The organism is Tsukamurella sp. 1534, from assembly GCF_000312385.1.
Classification (GTDB): domain Bacteria; phylum Actinomycetota; class Actinomycetes; order Mycobacteriales; family Mycobacteriaceae; genus Tsukamurella.
The window spans coordinates 923,279-946,982 of the sequence record NZ_HE997627.1 but is presented as its reverse complement, the minus strand read 5'-3'; the positions used below and the strand labels follow the sequence as shown (position 1 = coordinate 946,982).

At 71.3% G+C, this 23,704-nt stretch carries 22 protein-coding genes; 14 read left to right on the top strand and 8 right to left on the bottom strand.

Annotated elements, in window-relative coordinates; all coding sequences use genetic code 11:
• From BN39_RS16910 to proB, 10 genes are all read left to right on the top strand, one after another.
• Positions 1-1,099: neutral zinc metallopeptidase (locus BN39_RS16910; RefSeq protein ID WP_159103259.1), on the top strand; the 1,099-nt coding region annotated here is incomplete at its 5' end.
• Positions 1,100-1,158: 59 nt separating this feature from the next.
• On the top strand, positions 1,159-3,837 hold the full coding sequence (locus BN39_RS16905) for a valine--tRNA ligase (RefSeq protein ID WP_019203629.1): 2,679 nt from the start codon (positions 1,159-1,161) through the stop codon (positions 3,835-3,837).
• Entirely contained in the window at positions 3,834-5,252 is a 1,419-nt protein-coding gene (locus tag BN39_RS16900; RefSeq protein WP_019203628.1) for a folylpolyglutamate synthase/dihydrofolate synthase family protein, read from the top strand. Before BN39_RS16905 ends, BN39_RS16900 begins: the two co-directional genes overlap by 4 nt.
• Complete coding sequence (locus BN39_RS16895) at positions 5,249-5,662, top strand: DUF4233 domain-containing protein (protein WP_019203627.1); 414 nt, start codon at positions 5,249-5,251, stop codon at positions 5,660-5,662. The genes BN39_RS16900 and BN39_RS16895 overlap by 4 nt, the downstream gene beginning before the upstream one ends.
• A 111-nt stretch (positions 5,663-5,773) precedes the next feature.
• Positions 5,774-6,187, top strand: a complete 414-nt coding sequence (gene ndk, locus BN39_RS16890; RefSeq protein ID WP_019203626.1) for a nucleoside-diphosphate kinase — start codon at positions 5,774-5,776, stop codon at positions 6,185-6,187.
• 314 nt (positions 6,188-6,501) lie between these two features.
• Entirely contained in the window at positions 6,502-9,798 is a 3,297-nt protein-coding gene (locus tag BN39_RS16885; RefSeq protein ID WP_019203625.1) for a translation initiation factor IF-2 N-terminal domain-containing protein, read from the top strand.
• A gap of 147 nt (positions 9,799-9,945) precedes the next feature.
• Complete coding sequence (rplU, locus tag BN39_RS16880) at positions 9,946-10,257, top strand: 50S ribosomal protein L21 (RefSeq protein ID WP_019203624.1); 312 nt, start codon at positions 9,946-9,948, stop codon at positions 10,255-10,257.
• A 45-nt stretch (positions 10,258-10,302) separates the two neighbouring features.
• Positions 10,303-10,566 carry a 50S ribosomal protein L27 gene (gene rpmA / locus BN39_RS16875; protein ID WP_019203623.1) on the top strand — a complete coding sequence of 88 codons (264 nt, stop codon included), beginning with the start codon at positions 10,303-10,305 and terminating at the stop codon, positions 10,564-10,566.
• 103 nt (positions 10,567-10,669) lie between these two features.
• The gene (gene obgE / locus BN39_RS16870) at positions 10,670-12,133 is read left to right on the top strand and encodes a GTPase ObgE (RefSeq protein ID WP_019203622.1); all 1,464 of its coding nucleotides are present in this window, start codon (positions 10,670-10,672) and stop codon (positions 12,131-12,133) included.
• 44 nt (positions 12,134-12,177) lie between these two features.
• Positions 12,178-13,272 (top strand): glutamate 5-kinase, encoded by a 1,095-nt coding sequence (gene proB, locus BN39_RS16865; protein ID WP_040768569.1) that lies wholly within the window; start codon positions 12,178-12,180, stop codon positions 13,270-13,272.
• Positions 13,273-13,279: 7 nt separating this feature from the next.
• Here the strand turns inward: proB and BN39_RS16860 are convergent, their stop codons facing one another.
• Positions 13,280-13,726 (bottom strand): SRPBCC family protein, encoded by a 447-nt coding sequence (locus tag BN39_RS16860; RefSeq protein WP_019203620.1) that lies wholly within the window; start codon positions 13,724-13,726, stop codon positions 13,280-13,282.
• A 38-nt stretch (positions 13,727-13,764) separates the two neighbouring features.
• Positions 13,765-14,952 (bottom strand): lipid-transfer protein, encoded by a 1,188-nt coding sequence (locus tag BN39_RS16855; RefSeq protein WP_019203619.1) that lies wholly within the window; start codon positions 14,950-14,952, stop codon positions 13,765-13,767.
• Between the two features lie 181 nt (positions 14,953-15,133).
• On the opposite strand from BN39_RS16855, the gene BN39_RS16850 reads away from it, so the two are divergent.
• From BN39_RS16850 to BN39_RS16840, 3 genes are all read left to right on the top strand, one after another.
• Positions 15,134-16,120, top strand: coding sequence for a diiron oxygenase (locus tag BN39_RS16850; protein WP_237741725.1), 987 nt, complete (start codon positions 15,134-15,136; stop codon positions 16,118-16,120).
• Positions 16,121-16,243: 123 nt separating this feature from the next.
• Positions 16,244-16,864: a ClpP family protease gene (locus tag BN39_RS16845; protein WP_019203616.1), complete on the top strand. Its 621-nt coding sequence runs from the start codon at positions 16,244-16,246 to the stop codon at positions 16,862-16,864.
• A complete protein-coding gene (locus BN39_RS16840; RefSeq protein WP_019203615.1) occupies positions 16,861-17,448 on the top strand; it encodes a ClpP family protease in 588 nt (195 codons plus the stop codon). Before BN39_RS16845 ends, BN39_RS16840 begins: the two co-directional genes overlap by 4 nt.
• Here the strand turns inward: BN39_RS16840 and BN39_RS16835 are convergent, their stop codons facing one another.
• The 6 genes from BN39_RS16835 to BN39_RS16815 all read right to left on the bottom strand — a co-directional run bounded on the left by BN39_RS16835 (position 17,449) and on the right by BN39_RS16815 (position 22,178).
• The gene (locus tag BN39_RS16835; RefSeq protein WP_019203614.1) at positions 17,449-17,805 is read right to left on the bottom strand and encodes a helix-turn-helix domain-containing protein; all 357 of its coding nucleotides are present in this window, start codon (positions 17,803-17,805) and stop codon (positions 17,449-17,451) included.
• A 64-nt stretch (positions 17,806-17,869) separates the two neighbouring features.
• Positions 17,870-20,089: a glycoside hydrolase family 3 C-terminal domain-containing protein gene (locus tag BN39_RS16830; RefSeq protein ID WP_019203613.1), complete on the bottom strand. Its 2,220-nt coding sequence runs from the start codon at positions 20,087-20,089 to the stop codon at positions 17,870-17,872.
• The gene (locus tag BN39_RS16825; RefSeq protein ID WP_019203612.1) at positions 20,086-20,982 is read right to left on the bottom strand and encodes a Sir2 family NAD-dependent protein deacetylase; all 897 of its coding nucleotides are present in this window, start codon (positions 20,980-20,982) and stop codon (positions 20,086-20,088) included. The genes BN39_RS16830 and BN39_RS16825 overlap by 4 nt, the downstream gene beginning before the upstream one ends.
• A 52-nt stretch (positions 20,983-21,034) precedes the next feature.
• Entirely contained in the window at positions 21,035-21,442 is a 408-nt protein-coding gene (locus BN39_RS16820) for a hypothetical protein (protein WP_019203611.1), read from the bottom strand.
• An 87-nt stretch (positions 21,443-21,529) separates the two neighbouring features.
• Complete coding sequence (locus tag BN39_RS23550; protein ID WP_019203610.1) at positions 21,530-21,679, bottom strand: hypothetical protein; 150 nt, start codon at positions 21,677-21,679, stop codon at positions 21,530-21,532.
• A gap of 10 nt (positions 21,680-21,689) precedes the next feature.
• Positions 21,690-22,178, bottom strand: coding sequence for an Hsp20/alpha crystallin family protein (locus tag BN39_RS16815; protein ID WP_019203609.1), 489 nt, complete (start codon positions 22,176-22,178; stop codon positions 21,690-21,692).
• 153 nt (positions 22,179-22,331) lie between these two features.
• Here BN39_RS16815 and BN39_RS16810 point away from each other — a divergent pair, with 153 nt between their 5' ends.
• The gene (locus BN39_RS16810) at positions 22,332-23,702 is read left to right on the top strand and encodes an MFS transporter (RefSeq protein ID WP_040768160.1); all 1,371 of its coding nucleotides are present in this window, start codon (positions 22,332-22,334) and stop codon (positions 23,700-23,702) included.
• Positions 23,703-23,704: the final 2 nt, after the last annotated feature.

The window sequence follows — 23,704 nt, the reverse complement described above, 5'->3', positions numbered from 1 at the left end:
CCGCGCGGCCGCCCCCGCCGCGCCCCCGCGTGTGGTGCCGCCCGCCCAGTGGTCGGTTCCGGTCGCGGGGCCGTACCGGCCGCCGGTCCCGTCGCCCTACGCGCAGCCGGCCTGGGCGCCGCGACCCCCGGCGTCGTCGAACGGCGGGCCGTGGGTGGCGATCCTGCTCGTGGCGATCGTGGTTCTCGTCGCCGTCATCCTCGGCTCCGCCGTCGTGTACCTCTCGGGCCGGGATTCGACGCGGGCCGGCGGCGCCCCGGTGACCGCGACCGTGACCACCACCTCCGCCGCGGCGACCACGACCGAGCCGGCCACCACCAGCGACGCGACCACCACTACCAGTGCGCTGAGCTCCGCCGGGGCGACCCCTTCGGGAACGGCAGCCCTGCAAGGGAACCCGCTTTTCGGCGACGCGAACCGCGGCCTGCAGCGCCAGCCGTGTTCCGCGAGCGGGTGGCCGTCGGACAGCGCAGCAGGGAAGCGGTTCTTCGACAGCGTGGCCCCGTGCCTCGACCGCGCGTGGAGTGCGGCGATCACCGCCGCGGGGATGACCTACCGCGAGCCCACCGTCGTCGTGCCGTCCGGCACGGTGCAGACCTCGCCGTGCGGAACGACCGACCTCGCCTCGGAGAACGTCGCCGCGTTCTACTGCCCGGCCAACGAGACGCTCTACATGCCGCCCGCCGGCCTTCAGGTGTCCCGCTACGGCAACCGGCCGGTGATCTACCTGTCCGTGTTCGCCCACGAGTACGGCCACCACGTACAGCTGGTGACCGGGATCCTGCGCGCCAGCACCCGGCTGGAACTCCAGTACGGCCGCAGCTCGGCGCGCGGGCTCGAGATGTCGCGCCGCACCGAGCTCGAGGCCCAGTGCTTCTCCGGGCTGTTCGTCACGTCCGTGAGCGACACCGGCGGCCAGTTCACCCGCTCGGACTACCGCACCGCGTACGACGACCAGCAGCGCGGCGACCGCCCGGGGGACCCGGACCGCACCCACGGCACCCTCGCGCATTCGCAGGGCTGGTGGGACACCGGGTACCAGACGAACAGGGTGGCGCGGTGCAACACGTGGTCGGCGTCGTCGACCGACGTGGCGTGACGACCGATACCCCGTACGCCCCACGAAACGCGCCCGGATGCGCTGACTAGAATCGTGGGGTGACTACTCAGCCGCAGAACGCCGCCGCCGACCGACTCCCCGCCGCCTGGGAGCCGGGCGCGGTAGAGGGCGAGATCTACAACGGCTGGGTCGACGCCGGATACTTCACGGCGGACAACCGCTCGCCCAAGCCCGCGTTCTCGGTCGTGCTGCCGCCCCCGAACGTGACCGGCAGCCTGCACCTCGGTCACGCCCTGGACCAGACCATCACCGACGCCCTGTGCCGGCGCAAGCGCATGCAGGGCTTCGAGGTGCTGTGGCTCCCCGGTACCGATCACGCCGGCATCGCCACGCAGTCCCTGGTGGAGAAGCAGCTCGCCGCCGAGGGCACCAGCCGCCGGGACATCGGCCGCGAGGCTTTCCTGGAGCGGGCGTGGGCCTTCAAGGAGGCCAGCCACGGCAACATCACCGGCCAGATGCGGCGCATCGGCGTGGGGATCGACTGGTCGCGCGAGCGGTTCACGATGGACGAGGGACTCTCCCGCGCCGTGCAGACCATCTTCAAGCAGCTGTTCGACGCGGGCCTGATCTACCGCGCGGAGCGCCTCGTGAACTGGTCGCCGGTGCTGCAGACCGGCATCTCCGATCTGGAGGTGGACCACAAGGAGGTCGACGGGGAGCTCGTGTCCTTCCGGTACGGCTCGATGAACGACGACGAGCCGCACATCGTGTGCGCCACCACCCGCCTTGAGACGATGCTCGGGGACACGGCGATCGCGGTCCATCCCGACGACGAGCGCTACCGCGACCTCATCGGCAACAGCCTCGAGCACCCGTTCCTCGACCGCCGGATCCCGGTGATCGCCGACGATTACGTCGATCCCGAATTCGGTTCCGGCGCAGTGAAGATCACTCCCGCACACGACCCCAACGACTTCGCGATCGGCCAGCGGCACGACCTGCCGATGCCGACGATCATGGACGAGACCGCCCACATCGTGGGCACCGGGACGCCGTTCGACGGCATGGACCGGTTCGTCGCCCGGAAGGCGATCCGCGAGGCCCTCGCCGAACAGGGCCGCATCGTCAAGGAGGTGCGCCCGTACCGGCACAGCGTCGGCCACAGCGAGCGCTCCGGTGAGCCGATCGAGCCGCGCCTGTCGATGCAGTGGTGGGTCAAGGTGGACCGGCTGGCCAGGGCCGCGGGCGACGCCGTCCGCAACGGCGACACCGTGATCGTCCCTGAGCAGATGGCGCCGCGGTTCTTCACCTGGGTCGACGACATGCACGACTGGAACATCTCCCGGCAGCTGTGGTGGGGGCACCGGATCCCCGTCTGGTACGGCCCGGCCGACGCCGACGGCAACCGCGACGTGGTCTGCTGCGGCCCCGACGACACCCCGCCCGAGGGCTACGAGCAGGACCCCGACGTCCTCGACACCTGGTTCAGCTCGGGCCTGTTCCCGTTCTCCACCATGGGCTGGCCGGACTCCACCGCGGACCTGGAGAAGTTCTATCCCACGTCCACGCTGGTCACGGGCTACGACATCATCTTCTTCTGGGTCGCCCGGATGATGATGTTCGGCACCTTCGTCGGCGAGGAGCCGGGCGCGCCCGGCAAGGTGCCCTTCCACGAGGTGCTGCTGCACGGCCTCGTCCGCGACGAGTTCGGCCGCAAGATGAGCAAGTCCAAGGGCAACGGGATCGACCCGCTGGACTGGGTCGAGGAGTACGGCGCCGACGCCCTGCGCTTCACCCTGGCCCGCGGCACCATCCCCGGCGCCGACCTTAACGTGGGGGCCGACGCCGCGGCCTCGTCGAAGAAGTTCGCCACCAAGCTGTTCAACGCCACCAAGCTGGCGCTGATGAACGAGGCGCACGTCGGGGACCTGCCCGATCTCACGGACCTCACCGACGCCGACCGCTGGATCCTCGACCGCCTCGCCGCGGTCCAGGCCGAGGCCGACGCCGCGTTCGACGCCAACGAGCTGGGCAAGGCCTGCGAGGCGCTCTACCACTTCGCCTGGGACGAGCTGTGCGACTGGTACCTCGAGGTGGCCAAACTGCAGCTGCAGGGGGACGACGCCGCCGTCGCGGAGAACACCCGCCTGGTGCTGGGCAAGGCGCTCGACGTGGTGCTGCGCATGCTGCACCCGACCATGCCGTTCGTCACCGAGGTGCTGTGGAAGGCCCTCACCGGCGAGGAATCGCTGGTGGTCGCCGACTGGCCGTCGCGCGACTGGGCGCCCGCCGAGCCGGATCTCGAGGCCGCCCGCCGGTTCGCGGACCTGCAGCGGCTGGTCACCGAGATCCGCCGGTTCCGCAGCGACCAGCTGCTCAAGCCCGGCCAGCGCGTCGCCGCGCGGCTCACCGGGATCGACGAGGCCGGCCTCAGCGGGCTCGTCGGCGCCGCGACCAGCCTGTGCCGGCTCACCCCGCCCGAGGAGGGCTTCGGGGCCACCGCGTCCGTCGAGGTGCGCCTGGACGGGGGCACGGTCACCGTCGAACTGGACACGTCGGGCACCGTCGACCTGGCCGCGGAGCGGGCCCGCCTGGAGAAGGACCTCAAGGCAGCGCAGAAGGAGCTCGACGGCACGTCGGCCAAGCTCGGCAACGAGGCCTTCCTCGCGAAGGCGCCCGACGCCGTGGTCGAGAAGATCCGCACGCGACGGACCGTCGCGCAGGAAGAGGTCGAGCGGCTCACCGCGCGCATCGCGCAGCTGGGTGGGGGCGCGTGACGGTACCCGCCTTCGCCGCCGACCCCGACGACCTCGCCGAGCTGGCGCAGGTCGAGGCGGAGCTCGACGAACGCTGGCCCGAGACCCGGATCGAGCCCTCGCTCACCCGGATCTCGGCGCTGATGCAGCTGCTCGGCTCGCCCCAGGACGCGTACCCGTCGATCCAGATCGCGGGTACCAACGGCAAATCCTCGACGGCGCGGATGATCGATTCCCTGCTGCTCGCGTTCTCCCGTCGCACGGGCCGGATCACCAGCCCCCACCTGCAGCTCGCCACCGAGCGCATCGCCGTCGACGGTGCGCCGCTCACCGCCCGGCAGTACGTGGACGTCTACCGCGAGCTCGAACCGTTCATCGAGATGGTCGACAAGCAGTCCGAGGCCGGGGGCGGCCCGCGGATGAGCAAGTTCGAGGTGCTCACCGCCATGGCCTTCGCCGCGTTCGCCGAGGCCCCCGTCGACGTGGCGGTGGTCGAAGTGGGACTAGGCGGTACCTGGGACGCGACCAATGTGGTGACCGCGGAGGTCGCCGTCATCACCCCGATCGGGCTGGACCACGTGGAGATCCTGGGCCCCGACCTCGCGAGCATCGCGGGGGAGAAGGCGGGCATCGTCAAGCACTCCCCGGAGCGGCTGATCCCCAAGGACACCGTGATGGTGGTCGGGAAGCAGGAGCCCGCGGCGATGGAGGTGCTGCTGCGCAAGGCCGTCGAGGCGGACGCCGCCGTCGCTCGCGAGGGCTCCGAGTTCGCGGTGACCGAGCGCCGCGTCGCCGTCGGCGGCCAGCAGCTGACGTTGCAGGGCCTCGGCGGAACGTACGACGAGATCTTCCTGCCCCTGCACGGCGAGCACCAGGCCAACAACGCGGCGACGGCGCTCGCCGCGGTCGAGGCGTTCTTCGGCGCCGGCGCCGACCATCAGCTCGACCTGGACATCGTGCGCCAGGGCTTCGCCGAGGTGGCCTCGCCGGGCCGCCTGGAACGCGTCCGCACCGCGCCGACGGTGCTCATCGACGCCGCGCACAACCCGCACGGAGCGCAGGCCCTGGCGCGGACCGTCGAGACGGAGTTCGCCTTCCACACGCTGATCGGCGTGGTCTCCGTGCTCGCGGACAAGGACGCCATCGGCGTGCTCACGGCGCTCGAACCCGTGCTGGACACCGTGGTCGTGACGCACAACGGCTCGCCGCGCGCACTGGAGGTCGAGCGGCTCGCGACCATCGCCGAGGAGATCTTCGGTGAGGACCGGGTCGCCACGTCGCCCACGATGGTCGACGCGGTGGAGACCGCGATCGCCCTGGCCGACGAGGACGCGGACGCCGAGGACGGGCCCGCGTCCGGCGTGGGCGTGCTCATCACCGGTTCCGTGGTCACCGCGGGCGCCGCGCGTTCGCTGTTCGGGAAGGAACCCCAGTGACGGACACCCCCGGGCCCGCTCCCCGGTTCACCCCGCCCGCGAAGGATCCGTGGAAGAGCTTCCGCGGCATCCTTTCCGGCACGCTGATCCTCGAGATGATCGTGATCCTGCTGGCGCTGCCGGTGGTGATCAAGTTGTCGCCGGGGCTCTCCGCGCTCAAGGTGGCCTACGTCCTGATCCTGGCGGCCCTCATGTTCGCCGGCTGCATGGTGGTGAAGAAGCCGTGGGCCATCCCCGCGTTCTGCGCCCTGCAGCTCGCGGTGATCGCCGGCTTCGCCGTGCACTGGGGCATCGGCTCCGTGGGTGTGGTGTTCGCGATGGTCTGGGCGTACATCGTCTACATCGAGCGCGACGTGAAGAAGCGGATCGCCGAGGGGCGCCTGCAGGGCCAGGAGCCCATCACGGAATGACCGTTCCGAGTTTCGGGTTCGACGACGGTCCGAGGTAGGACTCCACCTCGTCGGGTGGGAAAATCCGACGCTCGGAACGCGGCGCGGGGTGTTGCCGTTACGCTGTTGCCCGTGACTGAGCGGACTCTGATTCTGATCAAGCCCGACGGCGTGCGGCGAGGCCTCACCGGGGACATCCTGGCGCGCATCGAGAAGAAGGGGCTGACCATTGCGGCCCTCGAACTCAAGCACGTCTCCACCGAAGTGGCCGAGGGCCACTACGCCGAGCACAAGGAGAAGCCGTTCTTCGGCTCGCTCCTCGAGTTCATCACCTCGGGCCCCGTCGTGGCCGCGGTGCTCGAGGGGCCCCGTGCGATCGCCGCGTTCCGCCAGATCGCGGGCGGCACCGACCCCGTCGAGAAGGCGGCGCCCGGCACCATCCGCGGCGACTACGGTCTGGAGACCCAGGAGAACCTCGTGCACGGTTCCGACTCGCCGGAGTCCGCCGAGCGCGAGATCGCCCTCTGGTTCCCCGGCCTCTCCTGACCTGCGGAGGAATCCCCTCCGACCCCTGTCCTCACGGGCCCGCCCGCGCGTTCCGCGCGGTGCGGGCCCGATACTTTTCCGTGACCGGTGTCCGGTGTGGGATGATGAGTGCGGACGCACGTCGGCGCGCGCAACCGCGCAGCGCTGACCGGCCCGGCTTGCCCGTCGACTCTGCGAGCGAGCGTGCGCCAGCACGAGACACGTGCAGACCTTGACAAACGTGGGGCGGTAGGAGACTTCGCCCGCACCACACGAACACGCCCCCGCGTGGCCGCGACGCACTCGATCGCGCCCGGGGGTCGGTAGGAGATTGAGTGGCCGACAACACGTCGCCGGAAGAACAGAACAACGAAGCTCGTGAGGAGTTCCCGCAGAAGCTGCGCGTACACGCGTTGGCGCGGCTCCTCGGGCTGACCAGCAAGGAGGTGCTCGCGCACCTCGGTGAGTTGGGCTTCGTCGCGCGGAGCGCGCACTCCAGCATCGACCGCAGCGCCGCCGAGCGCGTGCGCGACCACATCGCCGAGCAGGCCGCATCCGGCGATGTCCCGGAGCCCGCGAAGACGCCCGAGCCCGAGGCCGCGCCGGAAACCGAGGCGAGCGTCACCGTCGAGGAGACCGTGGTCGCCGACGCGCCGGTGGAGCCGCGGCGGGCGCCGAAGAAGTCCGCTGCGGAGAAGCGACCCGACGAGAGCGCACCGACTCTCTTCTCGGAGCCCGCCGGTGCCGGCGAGGCCTATCACGCCGCCGAGGGCAGGAACCAGGCCGTCGAGGCCTCCATGCCGCTCTTCCTCCAGCCCGAGAAGGTCGACCCGCCCGCGAGGGCGGCGCGTCCTGCGAAGGCCGAGCGGGTCCCCGCCGAGGAGCCCGCCGCCGGAGAGCCGGCGACCGGGGAGTCCTCGGACGCCCGGACCGACACGGACGAGGCGGCGACCGACCCGGAGAACGCCAAGCCCGATTCCGCCGAGAGCGCGGGCGACGACGAGAACGGTGGTAACCGTCGCCGCCGCCGCGGGCGCCGCGGCCGGGGCCGCGGGCGCGGTGAGAACGCCGAAGACCAGGACGGTCAGGATCAGCCCGAGTCCGGCGAGACCCGCGCCAAGGGCGACGGGAACGAGAACGGCAAGCCCGAGAAGAGCGCCGAGCCCCAGAACGACGGGGCGGCGAAGAACGACAAGGCGTCGGGCGACCAGTCCGACGGTTCCGGCGAGGCCGAGGGCGACGACGTCGAGGACGTCACCGACGGCGGCTCGCGGCGCCGTCGCCGGCGTCGGCGCCGCCGTGCGGGCGGAGGCGAGGACGCGGACAACGGCTCGTCGGACGATCCGCCCAACACGGTGGTGCACGAGCGCGAGCCGCGGCAGAAGTCCCGGCGCGACGAGGTCCGCGGTATCAGCGGCTCGACCCGCCTGGAGGCCAAGCGCCAGCGCCGCCGCGATGGCCGCGACACCGTGCGCCGCCGGCCGCCGATCCTCACCGAATCGGAATTCCTCGCGCGCCGTGAGGCCGTCGATCGCGTGATGGTGGTGCGCGAGCGCACCGGCGTCGCCCCGTCGGAGGGCCAGGACGGCCACACCGTGCCGCACCCGCAGGACTACACCCAGGTCGCGGTCCTCGAGGACGGCGTGCTGGTGGAGCACTTCGTGACGTCGTCGAGCTCGGCCTCGATGGTCGGCAACATCTATCTGGGCCGCGTGCAGAACGTTCTGCCCTCCATGGAGGCGGCGTTCGTCGACATCGGCCGCGGCCGCAACGGCGTGCTGTACGCCGGCGAGGTCAACTGGGACGCTGCGGGCCTGGACGGCAACGCGCGCAAGATCGAGCAGGCGCTCAAGCCGGGCGACCAGGTGCTGGTGCAGGTCTCGAAGGATCCGGTGGGGCACAAGGGCGCCCGCCTGACCACCCAGATCTCGCTCGCCGGTCGCTTCCTGGTGTACGTGCCGGGCGGAGGCTCCGCGGGCATCTCGCGCAAGCTCCCGGACACCGAGCGCAAGCGCCTCAAGGAGATCCTCAAGGAGATCGTTCCCGCCGAGGCGGGCGTGATCATCCGCACCGCATCCGAGGGTGTCAGCGCCGAGGAGCTCGCGGGCGACGTGTCGCGGCTGCAGGCGCAGTGGGCGGAGATCGAGGAGGCCTCGAAGGCCAAGGGCGTCAAGGCCCTCTACGAGGAACCCGACCTCCTGGTCAAGGTGGTCCGCGACCTGTTCAACGAGGACTTCAGCAAGCTCGTCGTCGAGGGCGGCCGGGCCTGGGGCACCGTGGAGAAGTACGTCTCCACCGTCGCCCCGGATCTGATGACCCGCGTCGAGCGGTTCGACAAGGCGCACGCCGACGCGCCGGACGTGTTCGCCACCTACCGGATCGACGAGCAGCTCGCGAAGGCCATGGACCGCAAGGTGTGGCTGCCGTCCGGCGGCACCCTGGTGATCGACCGCACCGAGGCCATGACCGTGGTCGACGTGAACACCGGCAAGTTCACCGGCTCCGGCGGCAATCTCGAGGAGACCGTCACGCGGAACAACCTCGAGGCCGCGGAGGAGATCGTGCGGCAGATGCGCCTGCGCGACATCGGCGGCATGATCGTCGTGGACTTCATCGACATGGTGCTCGAGTCCAACCGTGATCTGGTGCTGCGTCGCCTCACCGAGGCTCTCGGGCGGGACCGCACCCGCCACCAGGTCTCCGAGGTCACCTCGCTCGGCCTGGTCCAGATGACCCGCAAGCGCATCGGCACCGGCCTCGTCGAGGCCTTCTCCACCCCGTGCCAGGCGTGCGGCGGGCGCGGCATCATCGTGCACGAGGCCCCGGTCGAGTCGAACGGCGGCGGAGACGACTCCGGCCGTTCGGGCGACAAGTCCGAGGGCGGCGGCCGCAAGAAGCGCAAGCGCTCCAAGTCCGACGGGGGCGCGCAGCCCGCGACCAAGGACGACAAGCCGGCCCACAAGGGCGAGCACCCGATGTTCAAGGCCATGGCCGCGCACCACGAGGACGACGAACACGGCGAGCGGCCGGCCGACGCCGAGGGCGGCACCGCGTCCACGAATCCGGCGCCCGACACCGCCGACGCCGCCGGGTCCGCCGACGCCGCCGAACCCACTCGGGCCGAGCGCCAGAAGGCCCGCGCGGCCGAGCGGAGGGCGCAGCGCGCGAGCGCCGCGGCCGAGAAGGCGGCGCAGGCCGCCGCATCGGAGGCCGAGCAGAAGCCGGCGGGGGAGGCAGCGGGGACTCCGGCCCAGCAGGCCGCCACCGAAAAGGCGGCCGCCGAGAAGACGGCCGCCGAGACGACGGCCACTGAGAAGGCCGCTCCGCAGGCCGACGTCCCGACGACGCCGGAGCCCGAGGCATCGGAGCCCGAGGCCGCACCGTCGGCCCCGCGGCGGCGCCGGGTCGCCCGCAAGGCCCCCACGACGACCTCGGCGTCCGCGCAGACGATCGTGGTGGACCTCGCTCGCGAGGCCGCCCCCGAGACCGCTCCCGCCGCCCCGTCGGCGAACGGGGCCGGGGAGACCGCGGCCGAACCGGCACGCAAGCGGGCCCGCCGGCGCGCGGCGGCCCGGCCCGCCGGTCCCGCCGCTGCTGGTGACGGTGCCGACAAGGCGGACCAGCCGGTTTGACCCTGATCGCGGCGTTCCCGTACCCTGGGAAGGTCGCTTTTCGGTGACGCGCCCTTGCGTGCGCGGCTCCGGAACCCCCGCGTGATACGAGCCGCGCACCTGGCGCGCGCTGAACTACGAGATGTGTAAGAAGAGGTAAGCCCGAAGATGGCCACGTATGCGATCGTCAAGACCGGCGGCAAGCAGTACAAGGTCGCCGTCGGCGACCTGGTGAAGGTCGAGAAGATCGACGGCGAGCCCGGTAGCAGCGTCGAGCTGCCCGTCGCTCTGGTCGTCGACGGTGCGGACCTCACCACCGACTCCGCGGCCCTGGAGAAGCGTTCGGTGACCGGCGAGGTCGTCGAGCACGTCAAGGGCCCGAAGATCCGCATCCACAAGTACAAGAACAAGACCGGCTACCACAAGCGCCAGGGCCACAGGCAGAACCTGACGGTCCTCAAGGTGACCGCGATCGCCTGACGGCGCACCAACCTACCGACAGACTCGAGTTAGAGGAGTAGCCAGATGGCACACAAGAAGGGCGCGTCCAGCTCGCGCAACGGTCGTGATTCGAACGCCCAGCGACTGGGCGTGAAGCGGTTCGGTGGCCAGCAGGTCAGCGCCGGCGAGATCCTGGTCCGCCAGCGCGGCACCCACTTCCACCCGGGCGTGGGCGTCGGCCGCGGCGGCGACGACACCCTGTTCGCCCTGGCGGCGGGCGCCGTCGAGTTCGGCACCAAGCGTGGCCGCAAGACGGTCAACATCGTGCCGGTCGCCGTGGAGGCCTGATCCGCGGCAGCACCAAGCATTGACGAGAGCGGGTAGGGACTCCATGGAAGAGTCCCTGCCCGTTTTTCGTTGAACCAGCAAGTCACATCACGAGGAGGAGCGCATGTCCAGGTTCGTCGACCGGGTCACCGTGCACGTCACGGCCGGGAACGGTGGGCACGGCTGCGCGTCCATCCACCGTGAGAAGTTCAAGCCGCTCGGCGGTCCCGACGGCGGCAACGGCGGCAATGGCGGCTCCGTGATCCTCGAGGTCGATCCGCAGGCGCACACCCTGTTGGACTTCCACTTCCGCCCCCATCTCAAGGCCACCAACGGCAAGCCGGGCGAGGGCGGCAACCGCGAGGGCAAGTCCGGCCAGGACCTCGTGCTCAAGGTGCCGGACGGCACCGTCGTCCTCGACACCCACGGCCGGTTGCTCGCCGACCTCGTGGGCGCCGGAACCACGTTCGACGCCGCGCAGGGCGGCCGCGGTGGCCTCGGGAACGCCGCCCTGGTGTCCAAGGCGCGCAAGGCGCCGGGCTTCGCGCTGCTCGGCGAGGAGGGGCAGACCCGCGATCTGGTCCTCGAGCTCAAGTCCGTGGCGGACGTCGGCCTGGTGGGCTTCCCGTCCGCCGGTAAGTCCTCTCTGGTCTCGGTGCTGTCCGCGGCCAAACCGAAGATCGCGGACTACCCGTTCACCACGCTCGCGCCCAACCTCGGCGTCGTCTCCGCGGGGGAGACCACCTTCACCGTCGCCGACGTGCCCGGGCTCATCCCCGGCGCGTCGACGGGGCGCGGCCTGGGCCTGGACTTCCTGCGCCACCTCGAGCGGTGCGCCGTGCTCGTGCACGTCGTGGACTGCGCGACGCTGGAGCCCGGTCGCGATCCGATCAGCGATGTGGACGCGCTCGAAGCCGAGCTGGCCGCGTACCAGCCGGCGCTGGCCGCGGACACCGGCCTCGGTGAGCTGTCCTCGCGGCCGCGGGTCGTGGTGCTCAACAAGGCCGACGTGCCGGACGCCGAGGAGCTCGCCGAGATGGTGCGCACCGAGTTCGAGGATCGCGGCTGGCCCGTCTTCGTGATCTCCGCGGTCGCCCATACGGGCTTGCGTGAGCTCACGTTCGCGCTCGCGAAGCTGGTGGATCAGGATCGCGCCGAGCGCGGCACCCCCGTCGCGCGGCGCCCCGTCATCCGCCCGATCGCCATCGACGAGTCCGGCTTCGAGGTCGTCGCCGACCCCGATCAGCCGGGCGGCTTCATCGTCCGGGGCCCCCGGCCCGAGCGGTGGATCAAGCAGACCCAGTTCGACAACGACGAGGCGGTCGGCTACCTCGCGGACCGGCTCAACCGGCTCGGCGTCGAGCAGGAACTGGTCAAGCAGGGCGCGCAGCCCGGCTGTCCCGTCACCATCGGCGACGTCTGCTTCGACTGGGAGCCCACGCTGGGCACCATCGACGACGTGCCCGTCACCGGCCGCGGAACCGATATCCGGCTCGAGCGCAACGAGCGCGTCGGCGCCGCGGAGCGCCGCCGCCAGCACGACGTCCGGCGCGGCCTGGCGAGCGACGACGACGAGGACGACGAGTGACGCGATCCTCCGGCGCGCACGCCGCGGAGCTCCTGCCGGGCGACATGCGCGCGGTGGTCGCGGGTGCGCGCAGGCTGGTCGTGAAGATCGGCAGCTCGGCCCTGACCGACCTCGAACACGGCCTGGCGTCGGACCGCCTGGACGCGTTGACCGACGCGATCGTCGGCCGGCTCGAGCGCGGAACCGAGGTCATCGTCGTCTCCTCGGGCGCGATCGGCGCCGGTATGGCGCCGCTCGGCCTCAAACGTCGCCCGACCGACCTCGCGACCAAGCAGGCCGTCGCCTCCGTGGGGCAGCTCCAGCTCGCCAACGCGTGGGGCGCGTCCTTCGCGCGTTACCGGCGGATCGTCTCCCTGGTGCTGCTCACCGCGCACGACATCGGTCTGCGGGTGCATGCCGCGAACGCGCAGCGCACGCTGGACCGGCTGCGCACGCTGGGCGCGGTGCCGATCATCAACGAGAACGACGTGGTGGCGTCGAACGAGGTGCGGTTCGGCGACAACGACCGGCTGGCGGCGCTCGTCGCGCACCTCACCGGCGCGGATGCGCTGGTCCTGCTCTCCGACGTCGACGGCCTGTACGACGGCGATCCCCGCAAGGGCGACGCCACGCTCATCGCGTCGGTCGACGGCCCGGAGGACCTGGACGGCGTGGTCGCCGGATCGGGCGGCGCGCTCGGCACCGGCGGGATGGCGTCCAAGCTGTCGGCCGCCCGGCTCGCGGCCGACGCCGGCGTCCCGGTGCTGCTGACGGCCGCCGCGCTCGCGGGCAGGGCGCTCGACGGTGCGGATGTGGGCACCGTCTTCCGGCCGCGCGCCACGCGGCTGTCCGCCCGGCGGTTCTGGGTGCGGCACGCCGCCGACGTGCACGGCGACCTCGTGCTCGACGACGGCGCCGTGGCCGCCGTGGTGGACCGCCGCCGATCGCTGCTCCCCGCGGGCATCACCGCCGTCGCGGGCGGCTTCTCCGGCGGCGACGTGGTGAACCTGCTGGACACCGAGGGCCGCATCCGGGCCCGTGGCGTCGTCGCCTACGACCACTCCGAGCTGGAGGAGATGTTGGGCCAGGGGACCGTCGACCTGCCCGAGGGGCTGCGGCGGCCCGTCGTGCACGCCGACGATCTGGTGCCCGTGCGCTGAGCGCGTTCTACGGCGCCACGCCCTCGAGTTGCTCGCGCAGCGACGCCTCGCTCGCCTTGACCGCCTGCGCGGCGAAGGGCTCGATGAGCTTGCCGAGGGCCTTGCCCGCGAGACCGCCCGGGAGTTCGTAGGTGAACTCGACGGCCAATTCGGTGCGGTCCCCGTCGACGCTCCGGAACTGCCAGCGCGACGACGTCCTGAACCCCGCGATCGAGGTGAGGGTGATGAGTCGGTCCTCGTCGAACTCGGTGACCTCGACGACCGAGCCGATGGCCTTCGGGCCGATCTTCACCTCCGAATCGTAGGTCGCGCCCAGGCCGTAGTCCTTCTCGCCCTGCGGCACGAACCGGGTGATGCCGAAGAACCAGCGGGGGACGGTGCGGTAGTCGGCGACGTGGGCGAACGCGGTCGCGACGGGGACGTCCGCGGCCGCGGTGTGGGTGATCGTGGTCATGGTTGTGCTCCTGGTCTGTGCGGGTGGGCTCGGGCGGTTCAGTGTTCGGCGGGGCGGTACGCGGTCACGACGACCGCGCCGCCGAGGCCGATGTTGTGCTGCAGGGCGACCGTCGCGCCGTCGACCTGTCGACGGTCCGCGGTCCCGCGCAGCTGCCAGGTGAGTTCGCTCGCCTGGGCGAGGCCGGTGGCGCCGAGCGGGTGTCCCTTGGAGATGAGGCCGCCGGACGGGTTGACCACCCAGCGCCCGCCGTAGGTCGTGTCGCCGGCGTCCACGAGCCCGCCGCCCTCGCCCTCCGCGCAGAGCCCGAGTGCCTCGTAGGTGAGGAGCTCGTTGGTGGAGAAGCAGTCGTGCAGTTCGATGACGTCCACGTCCTCGGGGCCGAAGCCGGCCTGCTCGTAGACGCGTTGCGCCGCCGTCCGGGTCATCTGGGCGCCCACGAGGGTGATCGCACTCCTGTCCTCGAACGTGCCGGGGAGGTCGGTGACCATCGCCTGGCCCACGATCTCGACGGCCTGCGCGGCCAGGTCGTGCTTCTCCACGAACGCCTCACTCGCCACGATCACGGCGCCGGAGCCGTCCGAGGTGGGCGAGCACTGCAGCTTGGTCAGCGGGCCGTAGATGGGCTTCGAGGCGAGCACCTCGTCGAGGGTGTACGGGTCCTGGAACTGCGCGTAAGGGTTGTTCTGCGAGTGCCGGTGGTTCTTCACGCCGATCTTCGCGAACTGCTCGGCTGTGGTGCCGTACCGGTCCATGTGCTCCTTGCCGGCGGCGCCGAACATGTACGGGGCGGGCGGCATCGCGAGCTCGTGGAGCTCGGAGAGCGCCATCAGGTGGCGCATCATGGGCTGCTCGCGGTCGTCGAAGGTGGTGCCGAGCGAGCCCTTCTTCATCTTCTCGAAGCCCAGGGCGAGAGCGCATTCGGCCTGCCCGCTGCGCACGGCCTGGGTCGCGAGGAACAGCGCGGTCGAGCCGGTGGAGCAGTTGTTGCTCACGTTGATCACGGGGATGCCGGTCATGCCGAGCTCGTACACGGCGCGCTGCCCCGACGTGGATTCGCCGTAGACGTAGCCCACGTACGCCTGCTCGATCTCGCGGTAGTCGATCCCGGCGTCCTGGAGCGCCGCGGTTCCCGCCTCCGCCGCCATCGCAGGGTAGTCCCAATCGCGGGCGCCGGGCTTCTCGAATTTGGTCATGCCGACGCCGATCACGTACGTCTTGGCCACGGTGGCTTCTCCTCGATGCGGTTACATGGGACCGCAGGTCCCATCAGTCGACGCGGACACTATCAGCTTGTGGCCTGGGCTTTCATACAGACAGGCCCAGTTTGTCCATAGCGTGGTACATTTTGTTGAGGAGTGTGTCACCGAGTATCAGGAGGTCGACGTGGCGCTGCACATCACGCACATGGGACGTACCCGGGGCCAGGCGTTCGAGGGTCAGGCGGAGTACGAGCAGCTGCTGTCGGACCTGTCCGAGGCGTCGGTGCACCGCAACTTCGATCCCTACGTCGACATCGACTGGGATTCGCCGGAGCTGGCGGTCACGCCCGACGACCCGCGGTGGATCCTGGACTCGCGTTTCGATCCGATCGGCCGCACCGAGTGGTACCAGGCGCAGCCGCGCGCCAAGCAGATCGAGATGGGCATGTGGCGCCAGGCGAACGTGGCCAAGGTCGGCCTGCAGTTCGAATCCGTGCTGATCCGCGGCATCATGCAGTACACCGCGGTGCAGCCGAACAACTCGCCGGAGTTCCGGTACGCCACCCACGAGGCGAAGGAGGAGTGTCAGCACACGCTGATGTTCCAGGAGTTCGTCAACCGGATCGGCATGGACGTCCCGGGCGGGCCGTGGTGGTTCCGCCGCATCTCGCCTCTGATCCCGTTGGCGGCCACGACGTTCCCGATGATCTTCTACATGGGCGTGCTCGGTGGCGAGGAGCCGATCGATCACGTGCAGAAGCAGTTCCTGCGGTCGGGGATCGAGCAGCACCCCACGATGACCGCGGTGATGCAGATCCACGTGGCCGAGGAGGCCCGCCACATCTCGTTCGCGCACCAGTTGCTGGAGCACCGCATTCCCACCCGCGGCGCGTTCCCGCGCTTCCTGCTGTCGCTGGCGCTCCCGCTCGTCATGCGCTCGCTGCTCACCGCGATCGCGGTGCCGCCCCGCGAGTTCCGCCGCCGCTTCGACATCCCCCGGGAGGTGTGGAAGGAGATGTACTGGCGTTCGCCCGAGTCGCAGGCCATGAAGCGCGAGGTGTTCGGCGACGTGCGCCTGCTCGCGGACAAGACCAAGCTGATGAATCCGGTCTCGCGCGTCCTGTGGCGCGCGTTGGGCATCAACGGCCGCGTCTCGCGCTTCCGCAGCGAGCCCGCGTACGCCGCGGACTGACCGCAGAACCACCCTCACCGGCGCCGCTCGGAGCAGATCCGCTCCGGGCGGCGCTGCTGTGAGCGGCTCCGCTGCAGGCGGATTCGGAGGCGGCAGGGGAGCGGCCGGGCCCACGATGGGTACATGAGTGAGAACACGACCATCCCCCGATTCAACGAACGCGTGCGCCGCGAGTTGTACGACCAGCGGGTCGTCGTCCTCGACGGCCCGCTCGACGACGACAACGGCGCGCTGCTCGCCACCCAGCTCCTCTCCCTGGCGGCGGACAGCGAGGCCGAGATCGCCCTGTGGATCCATTCGCCGGGCGGTTCGGTCCCGGCGATGCTCGCGATCCGCGACGTGATCCGGCTGATACCGTCCGACGTGTCCACCCTCGTGCTCGGGATCGCCTACAGCGCAGGGCAGTTCCTGTTGTCCTCCGGTACGCCCGGTAAGCGCAGGGCGCTGCCGCACGCGCGGGTACTGATGCACCAGGGATCCGCCGGGATCGGCGGCACGGCGGTCGACATCGAGCTGCAGGCGGGCGACCTGCGGCACACGCGCGACACCGTGCTCGGCCTCATCGCCGAGGACACCGGCAGGCCACTCGAGCAGGTCTTCGAGGATTCGCTGCACGACCGCTGGTACACCGCGGAGGAGGCCAGGGAGTACGGCTTCATCGACGAGATCGTGGCGTCGTTCGAGGAGATAGTGCCCGGCCGGCGTCGTCGCGCCGGATTCGAGCCGGCGGGGGCGATCCGATGAGCACCTACACGATTCCCAACGTCATCGACCGACGCCCGGACGGCGAGCGGATCACCGACGTCTACTCGCACCTGCTGTCCGAGCGGGTCGTGTACCTCGGCACCGCTGTGGACGCGGGTGTCGCCAACGCGATCGTCGGCCAGCTGCTGTTCCTCGCCAGCGATAACGCCGACGCCGAGGTCCAGCTCTACATCAACTGCGAGGGAGGCGATCCCAGTGCCGCGCTCGCGATCTACGACACGATGCGGTTCATCCGGCCCGCCGTGGCGACGACCTGCGTCGGGCAGGCGGTCGCGGTCGGCGCGCTGCTGCTCGCGGGTGGTGCAGCGGGCCGGCGCGCGGCGCTGCCGCATTCGCGGGTCGTGTTGCACCAGCCCGCCGCCCAGGGCAGGGGAGCGATACCCGACCTGATCCTCCAGGCCGACGAGGTGATCCGCGTGCGCGCGCAGATGGAGGAGATCCTGGCGCGGCACACGGGCCGGGCCGCGGAGCAGCTGCGGCGCGACACCGACCACGACAGGGTGTTCACCCCGGCGGCGGCGGTGGACTACGGGCTGATCGACGAGGTGCTCGAGGAGCGGTGATCAGGCGGCGAGGGCCGGCCCGCGGGCCTGGATTCCGCGGGCGCGCGGCGGGCCGGCGGCCCCCGCCGCGGCGTCGACCACGCGCAGCCGGACGGGCGCGGGGCGCCGCACACGGAGGCGGTGCCCGACCTCCACGACCACGTCGCCGACGTCGCTCCGCAGTGCGCCCGCGACGGCGGCGAGCATCTCGCTGGACGGGTCCTTGAGGCCGCGCTCGATCTCCGACAGGTATTGCGGCGAGATCCCCGCCCGGCGGGCCGTATCGGCGAGCCGCTCACCGCGATGGTGCCGCAGGCGGCGCAGGTGAGCGCCCAGTTCGTGCCGGAACAGGGCCCCACCGTCGTCGCGCGTGTCCATGCCCGAACCCTACGGCCGCCGCGCCGCCGCCGCCCTCTCGATCCGCTGACAGCAGAGCGCGCGGTCAGTGCGCGGTGAGCACGGCCTCCAGCCGAGCCCGGGCGTCGGCACCGTCGGGCCCGGGCAGCATGTCGAGTGCCTTGCCGAGCGGCATGGACCCGGCCAATTCAAGCAGTTGGTCCACGCCCGCACCTCCGGCCGCGGAGGCGAGGGCCTCGCGGAACGCCGGACCCGACTCGGGGTGTGCGGCCCATTCCGCGATCGTGGAGTCCAGATCGAGCCGCACCTCCAGGGCGTCGCCGTCCAGCGTGAGGGATTCGGAGAGCTCGATGTCGCGGCTGCTGCGGCCGATCTCCACCCGGTAGTCGCCGCCGGGCACCACCCAGTCGGCGCGGGGCACGTCGTAATAGGCGAACGCGCGGCGGGTGAGCGGCAGGTCCACGGTGGCGGATTCGCCGGGCTCGAGGGCGAGCTTGGCGAACGCGACGAGGGATCGGCGAGGCCTCGCGACGGGCCCGGCGTCGGTGGCGAGGTACGCCTGTACGACGTGTTTTCCGGCGCGGCCCCCGCTGTTGGTGACGGTGACCCGGACGCTCGCGGTGTCGGGGCCGGTGGCGGCGACCTCGAGGCCCGTTGTCTCGAACCTGGTGTAGCTCAGGCCGTGCCCGAACGGGTACCGGGGCGCGATGTCGCGGGTGTCGTACCACCGGTACCCCACCAGGACGCCCTCGCCGTAGCGGACGGTGCCCTGCTCCCCGGGGAACGCACCGAACGCGGGGGTGTCCTCGAGCCTGCGGGGCACGGTCTCCGCGAGGCGCCCCGACGGGTCCGCGTGCCCGAACAGCAGGTCCGCGAGCGCCGCGCCGCCGCCCTGGCCGAGCAGGAAGGCGTCGAGGATCGCGTCGACGTCGTCGTGCCAGGGCTCCAGCTCGACCACCCCGCCGCCGACGAGCACCACGACCGTGCGAGGCGCGGCCGCGGCCACTGCGCGCACGAGCTCCACCTGGCCCGGCGCGATGGCGATGTCCGCGCGGTCGAAGCCCTCGGACTCCTCGGACTCGGTGAGGCCGGCGAAGACCACCGCCGTGCCGGCCGCGGCGGCGGCCGCGACGGCCCGCTCGATCAGGGCTGCGTCGGTCGTGCCGTCGAGTGTGTACCCGGGCTCGAAAGTCACGCCCGCGCCGCGGGATCCGGCGCGCGCGGTGATCTCGTCGAGCGGGACGTCCACGCGGGTGGCGTTGATGTGGCTCGACCCTCCTCCCTGGTAGCGCGGGGTGCGGGCGAGTTCGCCGATCACTGCCACGGTGTCGCCGGACTCCGGTGCGAGCGGCAGGACGGCGCCCTCGTTGCGGAGCAGCACGGCGCATTCGGCCGCGGCCTCGCGCGCGAGCCGGTGGTGCTCGTCGAGGTCGGGCTCGGGTTCGGTGTCCGACGGTGCCCAGCGCGCCAGGTCCAGGACCCGCTGCGCGGACGCGGCGACGACCGCGCGGTCCAACGCCCCGGAATCGACGGCGGCGGCCACCTGGTCCGCGCTGCGGGGCGAATGCGGCATCTCGAGGTCGAGGCCCGCGAGGAGGGAGGCGACGCGGTCGTGCACCGCGCCCCAGTCGGAGACCACGAGGCCCGTGAATCCCCACTCGTCGCGCAGGATCCCGGTCAGCAGCCGGTGGTTCTCGGAGGCGTAGGTGCCGTCGATGCGGTTGTACGAGCACATGACGGTGGCGGGGGAGGCCTCGGTGACGATCCGCTCGAACGCGGGGAGGTAGATCTCGCGGAGCGTGCGTTCGTCGACGTCCACGTCGATCCGCATGCGCTCGGTCTCCTGGTTGTTGAGCGCGAAATGCTTCACGGACGCGCCGGCGCCGCGGGCCTGCTGCCCCGCGACGTGGGCGGCGCCGAGCGTCCCGGCGAGGAGCGGATCCTCCGAGTAGTACTCGAAGTTCCTGCCGCACAACGGGTGGCGCTTGATGTTGACACCGGGGCCGAGTACCACGGTGACCCCGAGCGCGCGGGCCTCGGCGGCAACGGCCTCGCCGATCCGGCGCGCGAGCTCCGGGTTCCAGCTGGAGCCGACCGCGACGGCGGGCGGGAAGCAGGTGGCGGGTGCCGACGCGTGCAGCCCGAGGTGGTCCGAGGCCCCCACCTGCCGGCGGACGCCGTGCGGGCCGTCGGTGAGGACGAGCGGCGGCACATCGGCCTCGGGAACCGCGGCGGTGGTCCAGAAGTCGGCTCCGGTGAGCAGTCGCGCCTGGTCGGCGAGGGTCAGGTCCTGGGCGTCGGTCACGGGCTACCTCCTGGTGGGGGTTCGACGGATGGTGCGGCGAGGGCTTCGAGGCCGGCGGCCACGTCGACATCGATCTTCTCCGTGGCGAATTCGTCGCCGCGGGTGCGTCCCCTGTTGAGGATCACGATCGGCTTGCCGTGCTTGTGCGCGTACCGCACGAATCGCAGGCCGGACATGACGGTGAGCGACGTGCCGAGGACGAGAAGGGCCTCGGCGTCGTCGAGCATCGTGAAGGCTCGTGCCACACGGGGTTTGGGGACCGATTCCCCGAAGTACACGATGTCCGGCTTGAGGATGCCGCCGCAGCGGGCACAGTCGATCATGGTGAAGTCGGTGGTGTCCTCGATCACCACGTCGGCGTCCGGCGCCACCTCCAGCGCGCCGCGGCCGGCGATCCGGGCGGTGAAGTCCTCGTTGAGCGGCGCGAGCACCGCGTGCAGGCGGTGCCGGCTGATGCGCGCGTCGCAGGACAGGCAGCGCACCTGGGCGTAGTTGCCGTGCAGGTCCACCACTCTGCGGGATCCGGCCTTGAGGTGCAGGAGGTCCACGTTCTGGGTGATGACGCCGGTCACGCCGGGCAGGCGGGCCAGCGCGCGGTGCGCCTCGTTCGGCCGGGCGGCGTCCATGTGCCGCCATCCGAGGTGGTTGCGGGCCCAGTACCGGCGGCGGAACTCCGGGGAGCCCAGGAACTGCTGCAGCGTCATCGGGGTGCGACGGGGCGCGTCCGGGCTGCGGTAGTCGGGGATCCCCGACGCGGTGGAGATGCCCGCGCCGGTGAGCGCGAGGACGCGGCGTCCGCGCAGGACGGCGGCGGCGCGGGCGAGCGCCGGTTCGGGCGCGGGGTCCGGCGCGGTGGCCTCCGCGGGCTCCCAGGCGGGTATGGCGGTGCGCACGGCACCAGGGTACCGCCGGGCGCGCGGCCCGGCGGTACCTCCGGGATCGGCGCTACCCCGCGCGGGCGGCGGTCGCGGCGCCGTGGCGGCGCGCCCCGTCGAGGCCCTCCGGGAGAGCGATCGTCTCCGGGGCCCGGGCGTGCGCCGCCCGGCGTCCCGCCGGCCGGGTCCGCGCCTGTTTCGGACGGACGTCGCCGTGCGGGATGCTGTCGCCGCTGACGAGGCGCGAGATGGTCGTCGCATGGTGGAACGGCAGGTGCGACGGGTCTTCCAGCAGTGCGGCGCCGCGGGGGACGGGATGCCAGGTCTCCGCGCCGGCGGTGCGGCACAGCGTGCTCGCCCGGCCGTCGCGGGTGCAGGTGCTCGCGATCTCCACCTCGCCCACGACCGAGGAGCCGTCGGCGGTGGGGAGTGGCGTCGTGGTGGTGATGGTGGTGGTCAGTCGGTCGGGTGTCCTCATTCGTCAGTGCCTTGCAGTGGTACGGGCTCGGGGCCGGGCGTGGCCGGCCCCGAGCCGGGTGGAATCCGTCGCCCCGCCGGGGCGGCGTCAGAGGAGGAAGGTGCGGCCCGCCACGGTGAGCACCTCGTCACGCCGGACCCAGGGGTAGTCCTCGATCGCGGCGGCGAGGTCGATGACGGTCGCCTGCTCCTGCACGTCGGCGGGGTCGGCGGACGGGATCGGATCGGTGTCGGTCATCGATACCTCCTCAGGGGGTCGACGGGTCCTTGTCCGTGAGTTCCGGTGGTGGTTTCACCGCGCGCTGCTCGCACATCGGCTCGTCGTCGGACTGTTCGACGGGGATCCGGCGCGGTTTCGCGCGCTCGGAGACGGGGATCGTCACGGTGAGGACGCCGTTGTCGTAGCGCGCCGTGATCCCCGCGGGATCCACGTCGTCGGCCAGCGCCACCCGCCGGCGGTAGATCCCCGAGAAGCGCTCGCTGGTCATCCATCGAACGCCGGTGTCCGACATCGTCGATCGTTCACCGGAGAGGGCGAGGACGCCGTTCTCCACGCTCACGTCGATCGAACCGGGATCGGCGCCCGGAAGATCGGCGGTCAGGACGTAGTGGTCGTCCACCTGGTACAGGTCCATCGGCATGAAGCGCGGCGAGCGGGCGGAACCCGTCCTCCGGTCAGCGGTGAGCAGTCCCCGAGCGAGGTCGTCGAGCTCGGTGTACGGATCGAACTTCAGCACAGCCAACACCTCCCGTGATTCCAGGCTGCCCGCCACCCTGGCGGGCAGCACCAACTGTGCATCACCGAAATTAGCACTCTCCGCCTTAGAGTGCCAGAGTCATTTCCGTCTCCCGGCGCAGCAAGAATTCGTACTTCGAAGTATCTTTCAAGAATGAGCACGCCAGCCACGGGTGCACCGTCGATAGCGGCGCGCCTCGACCGACTTCCGATGACCCGCTTGCACTTCGCAGCTGTGGGCGTGATCGGGCTCGGGCTGTTCTTCGACCAGTACGAGAACTTCCTCGCGGCCACCATCGCGACGGTCCTGAAGAAGGAGTTCGCCCTCGGCCCCGACGAGCTGAAGCTCCTGCTCGCGTCGGCGTTCATCGGACAGTTCATCGGCGCGTTGTTCATGGGCAGGCTGGCCGACCGGTACGGGCGACGCACCGCGTTCATGATCAACCTGGCCCTGTACTCGGCCATGTCGCTGGCCGGCGCGTTCAGCCCGAACGCGGCGTTCCTGGTGCTCACCCGGTTCGTCGCGGGCATCGGGATCGGCGGTGAGTTCGCGCTGGCCGATTCGTACCTCTCGGACATCCTGCCGAAGAAGGTGCGCGGCAAGTACATCTCGCTGGCGTACGTGGTCTCGTTCCTCGGCGTCCCGGTGGTGGGGTTCGCGGCGCGGTGGCTGACGCCGCACGTGTTCGAGGTGGGATCGATGGAGGTCCAGGGCTGGCGGCTGCTGTTCGTCTTCGGCGCGTTCGGCTCGTTGTTCGTGTGGGCGGTGCGGCGGGGCCTGCCGGAGTCGCCCCGGTGGTTGGAGGCGCAGGGCCGGTACGACGAGGCCGACGCCATCGTGCGCCGGCTGGAGGCGCAGGCGGTCGAGGAGGGGCGGGTGCTCGCGGAGCCGGACCCGGGCCTGAGGCCGGTGCGTTCGCAGTCGATCTCGATCCGCGCGCTCTTCCGCGCGCCGTACCGCAGGCGGACCGTCATGCTGTGGACCGTCTCCGCCCTGGAGGTGTTCGGCTACTACGGTTTCGGCACGATCGCGCCGCTGGTCCTGGTGGCGAAGGGGTATTCGGTGCAGACGTCGCTGTTGTTCGTCGCGCTCTCGTACATCGGCTACCCGCTCGGTGCGGCGCTGGCTCTGCCGATCGTGGAGCGGATCGAGCGCAAGCACCTGGTCATCGCTTCCGCGGGGCTGATGGCGTGCTTCGGGCTGTGGTTCGGGTTCGCCGGGAGTCCGGCGCAGATCGTGCTCGCCGGGTTCCTCTACACGCTCGCGTCCAACCTGTTCTCGAACGCCTACCACGTGTACCTCGCGGACTCGTACCCCACGGCGATCCGCGGCACGGCGGCGGGCGCGGCCTACTCGCTGACCAAACTGGTCACCGCGTTTCTTCCGTTCATTCTGCTTCCGATCCTCGACGCTCGTGGCAGCGTATGGGTGTTCGCGGTGGTGGCGGCCGCCATGCTCGCACTGATGATCGCGGTGGCAGCCCTCGGTCATCGGAGCACGGGCCGCTCCGCCGACGCTGTCTAGCG

Coding starts and splice junctions, on each gene's coding strand:
- rpmA (WP_019203623.1), top strand. CDS start 10,303: ATGGCACACAAGAAGGGCGCGTCCAGCTCGCGCAACGGTCGTGATTCG.
- BN39_RS16835 (WP_019203614.1), bottom strand. CDS start 17,805: ATGGACACGCGCGACGACGGTGGGGCCCTGTTCCGGCACGAACTGGGC.
- BN39_RS16845 (WP_019203616.1), top strand. CDS start 16,244: ATGAGTGAGAACACGACCATCCCCCGATTCAACGAACGCGTGCGCCGC.
- BN39_RS16850 (WP_237741725.1), top strand. CDS start 15,134: ATGGGACGTACCCGGGGCCAGGCGTTCGAGGGTCAGGCGGAGTACGAG.
- BN39_RS16810 (WP_040768160.1), top strand. CDS start 22,332: ATGAGCACGCCAGCCACGGGTGCACCGTCGATAGCGGCGCGCCTCGAC.
- BN39_RS16860 (WP_019203620.1), bottom strand. CDS start 13,726: ATGACCACGATCACCCACACCGCGGCCGCGGACGTCCCCGTCGCGACC.
- BN39_RS23550 (WP_019203610.1), bottom strand. CDS start 21,679: ATGACCGACACCGATCCGATCCCGTCCGCCGACCCCGCCGACGTGCAG.
- obgE (WP_019203622.1), top strand. CDS start 10,670: ATGTCCAGGTTCGTCGACCGGGTCACCGTGCACGTCACGGCCGGGAAC.
- BN39_RS16840 (WP_019203615.1), top strand. CDS start 16,861: ATGAGCACCTACACGATTCCCAACGTCATCGACCGACGCCCGGACGGC.
- proB (WP_040768569.1), top strand. CDS start 12,178: ATGCGCGCGGTGGTCGCGGGTGCGCGCAGGCTGGTCGTGAAGATCGGC.
- rplU (WP_019203624.1), top strand. CDS start 9,946: ATGGCCACGTATGCGATCGTCAAGACCGGCGGCAAGCAGTACAAGGTC.
- BN39_RS16820 (WP_019203611.1), bottom strand. CDS start 21,442: ATGAGGACACCCGACCGACTGACCACCACCATCACCACCACGACGCCA.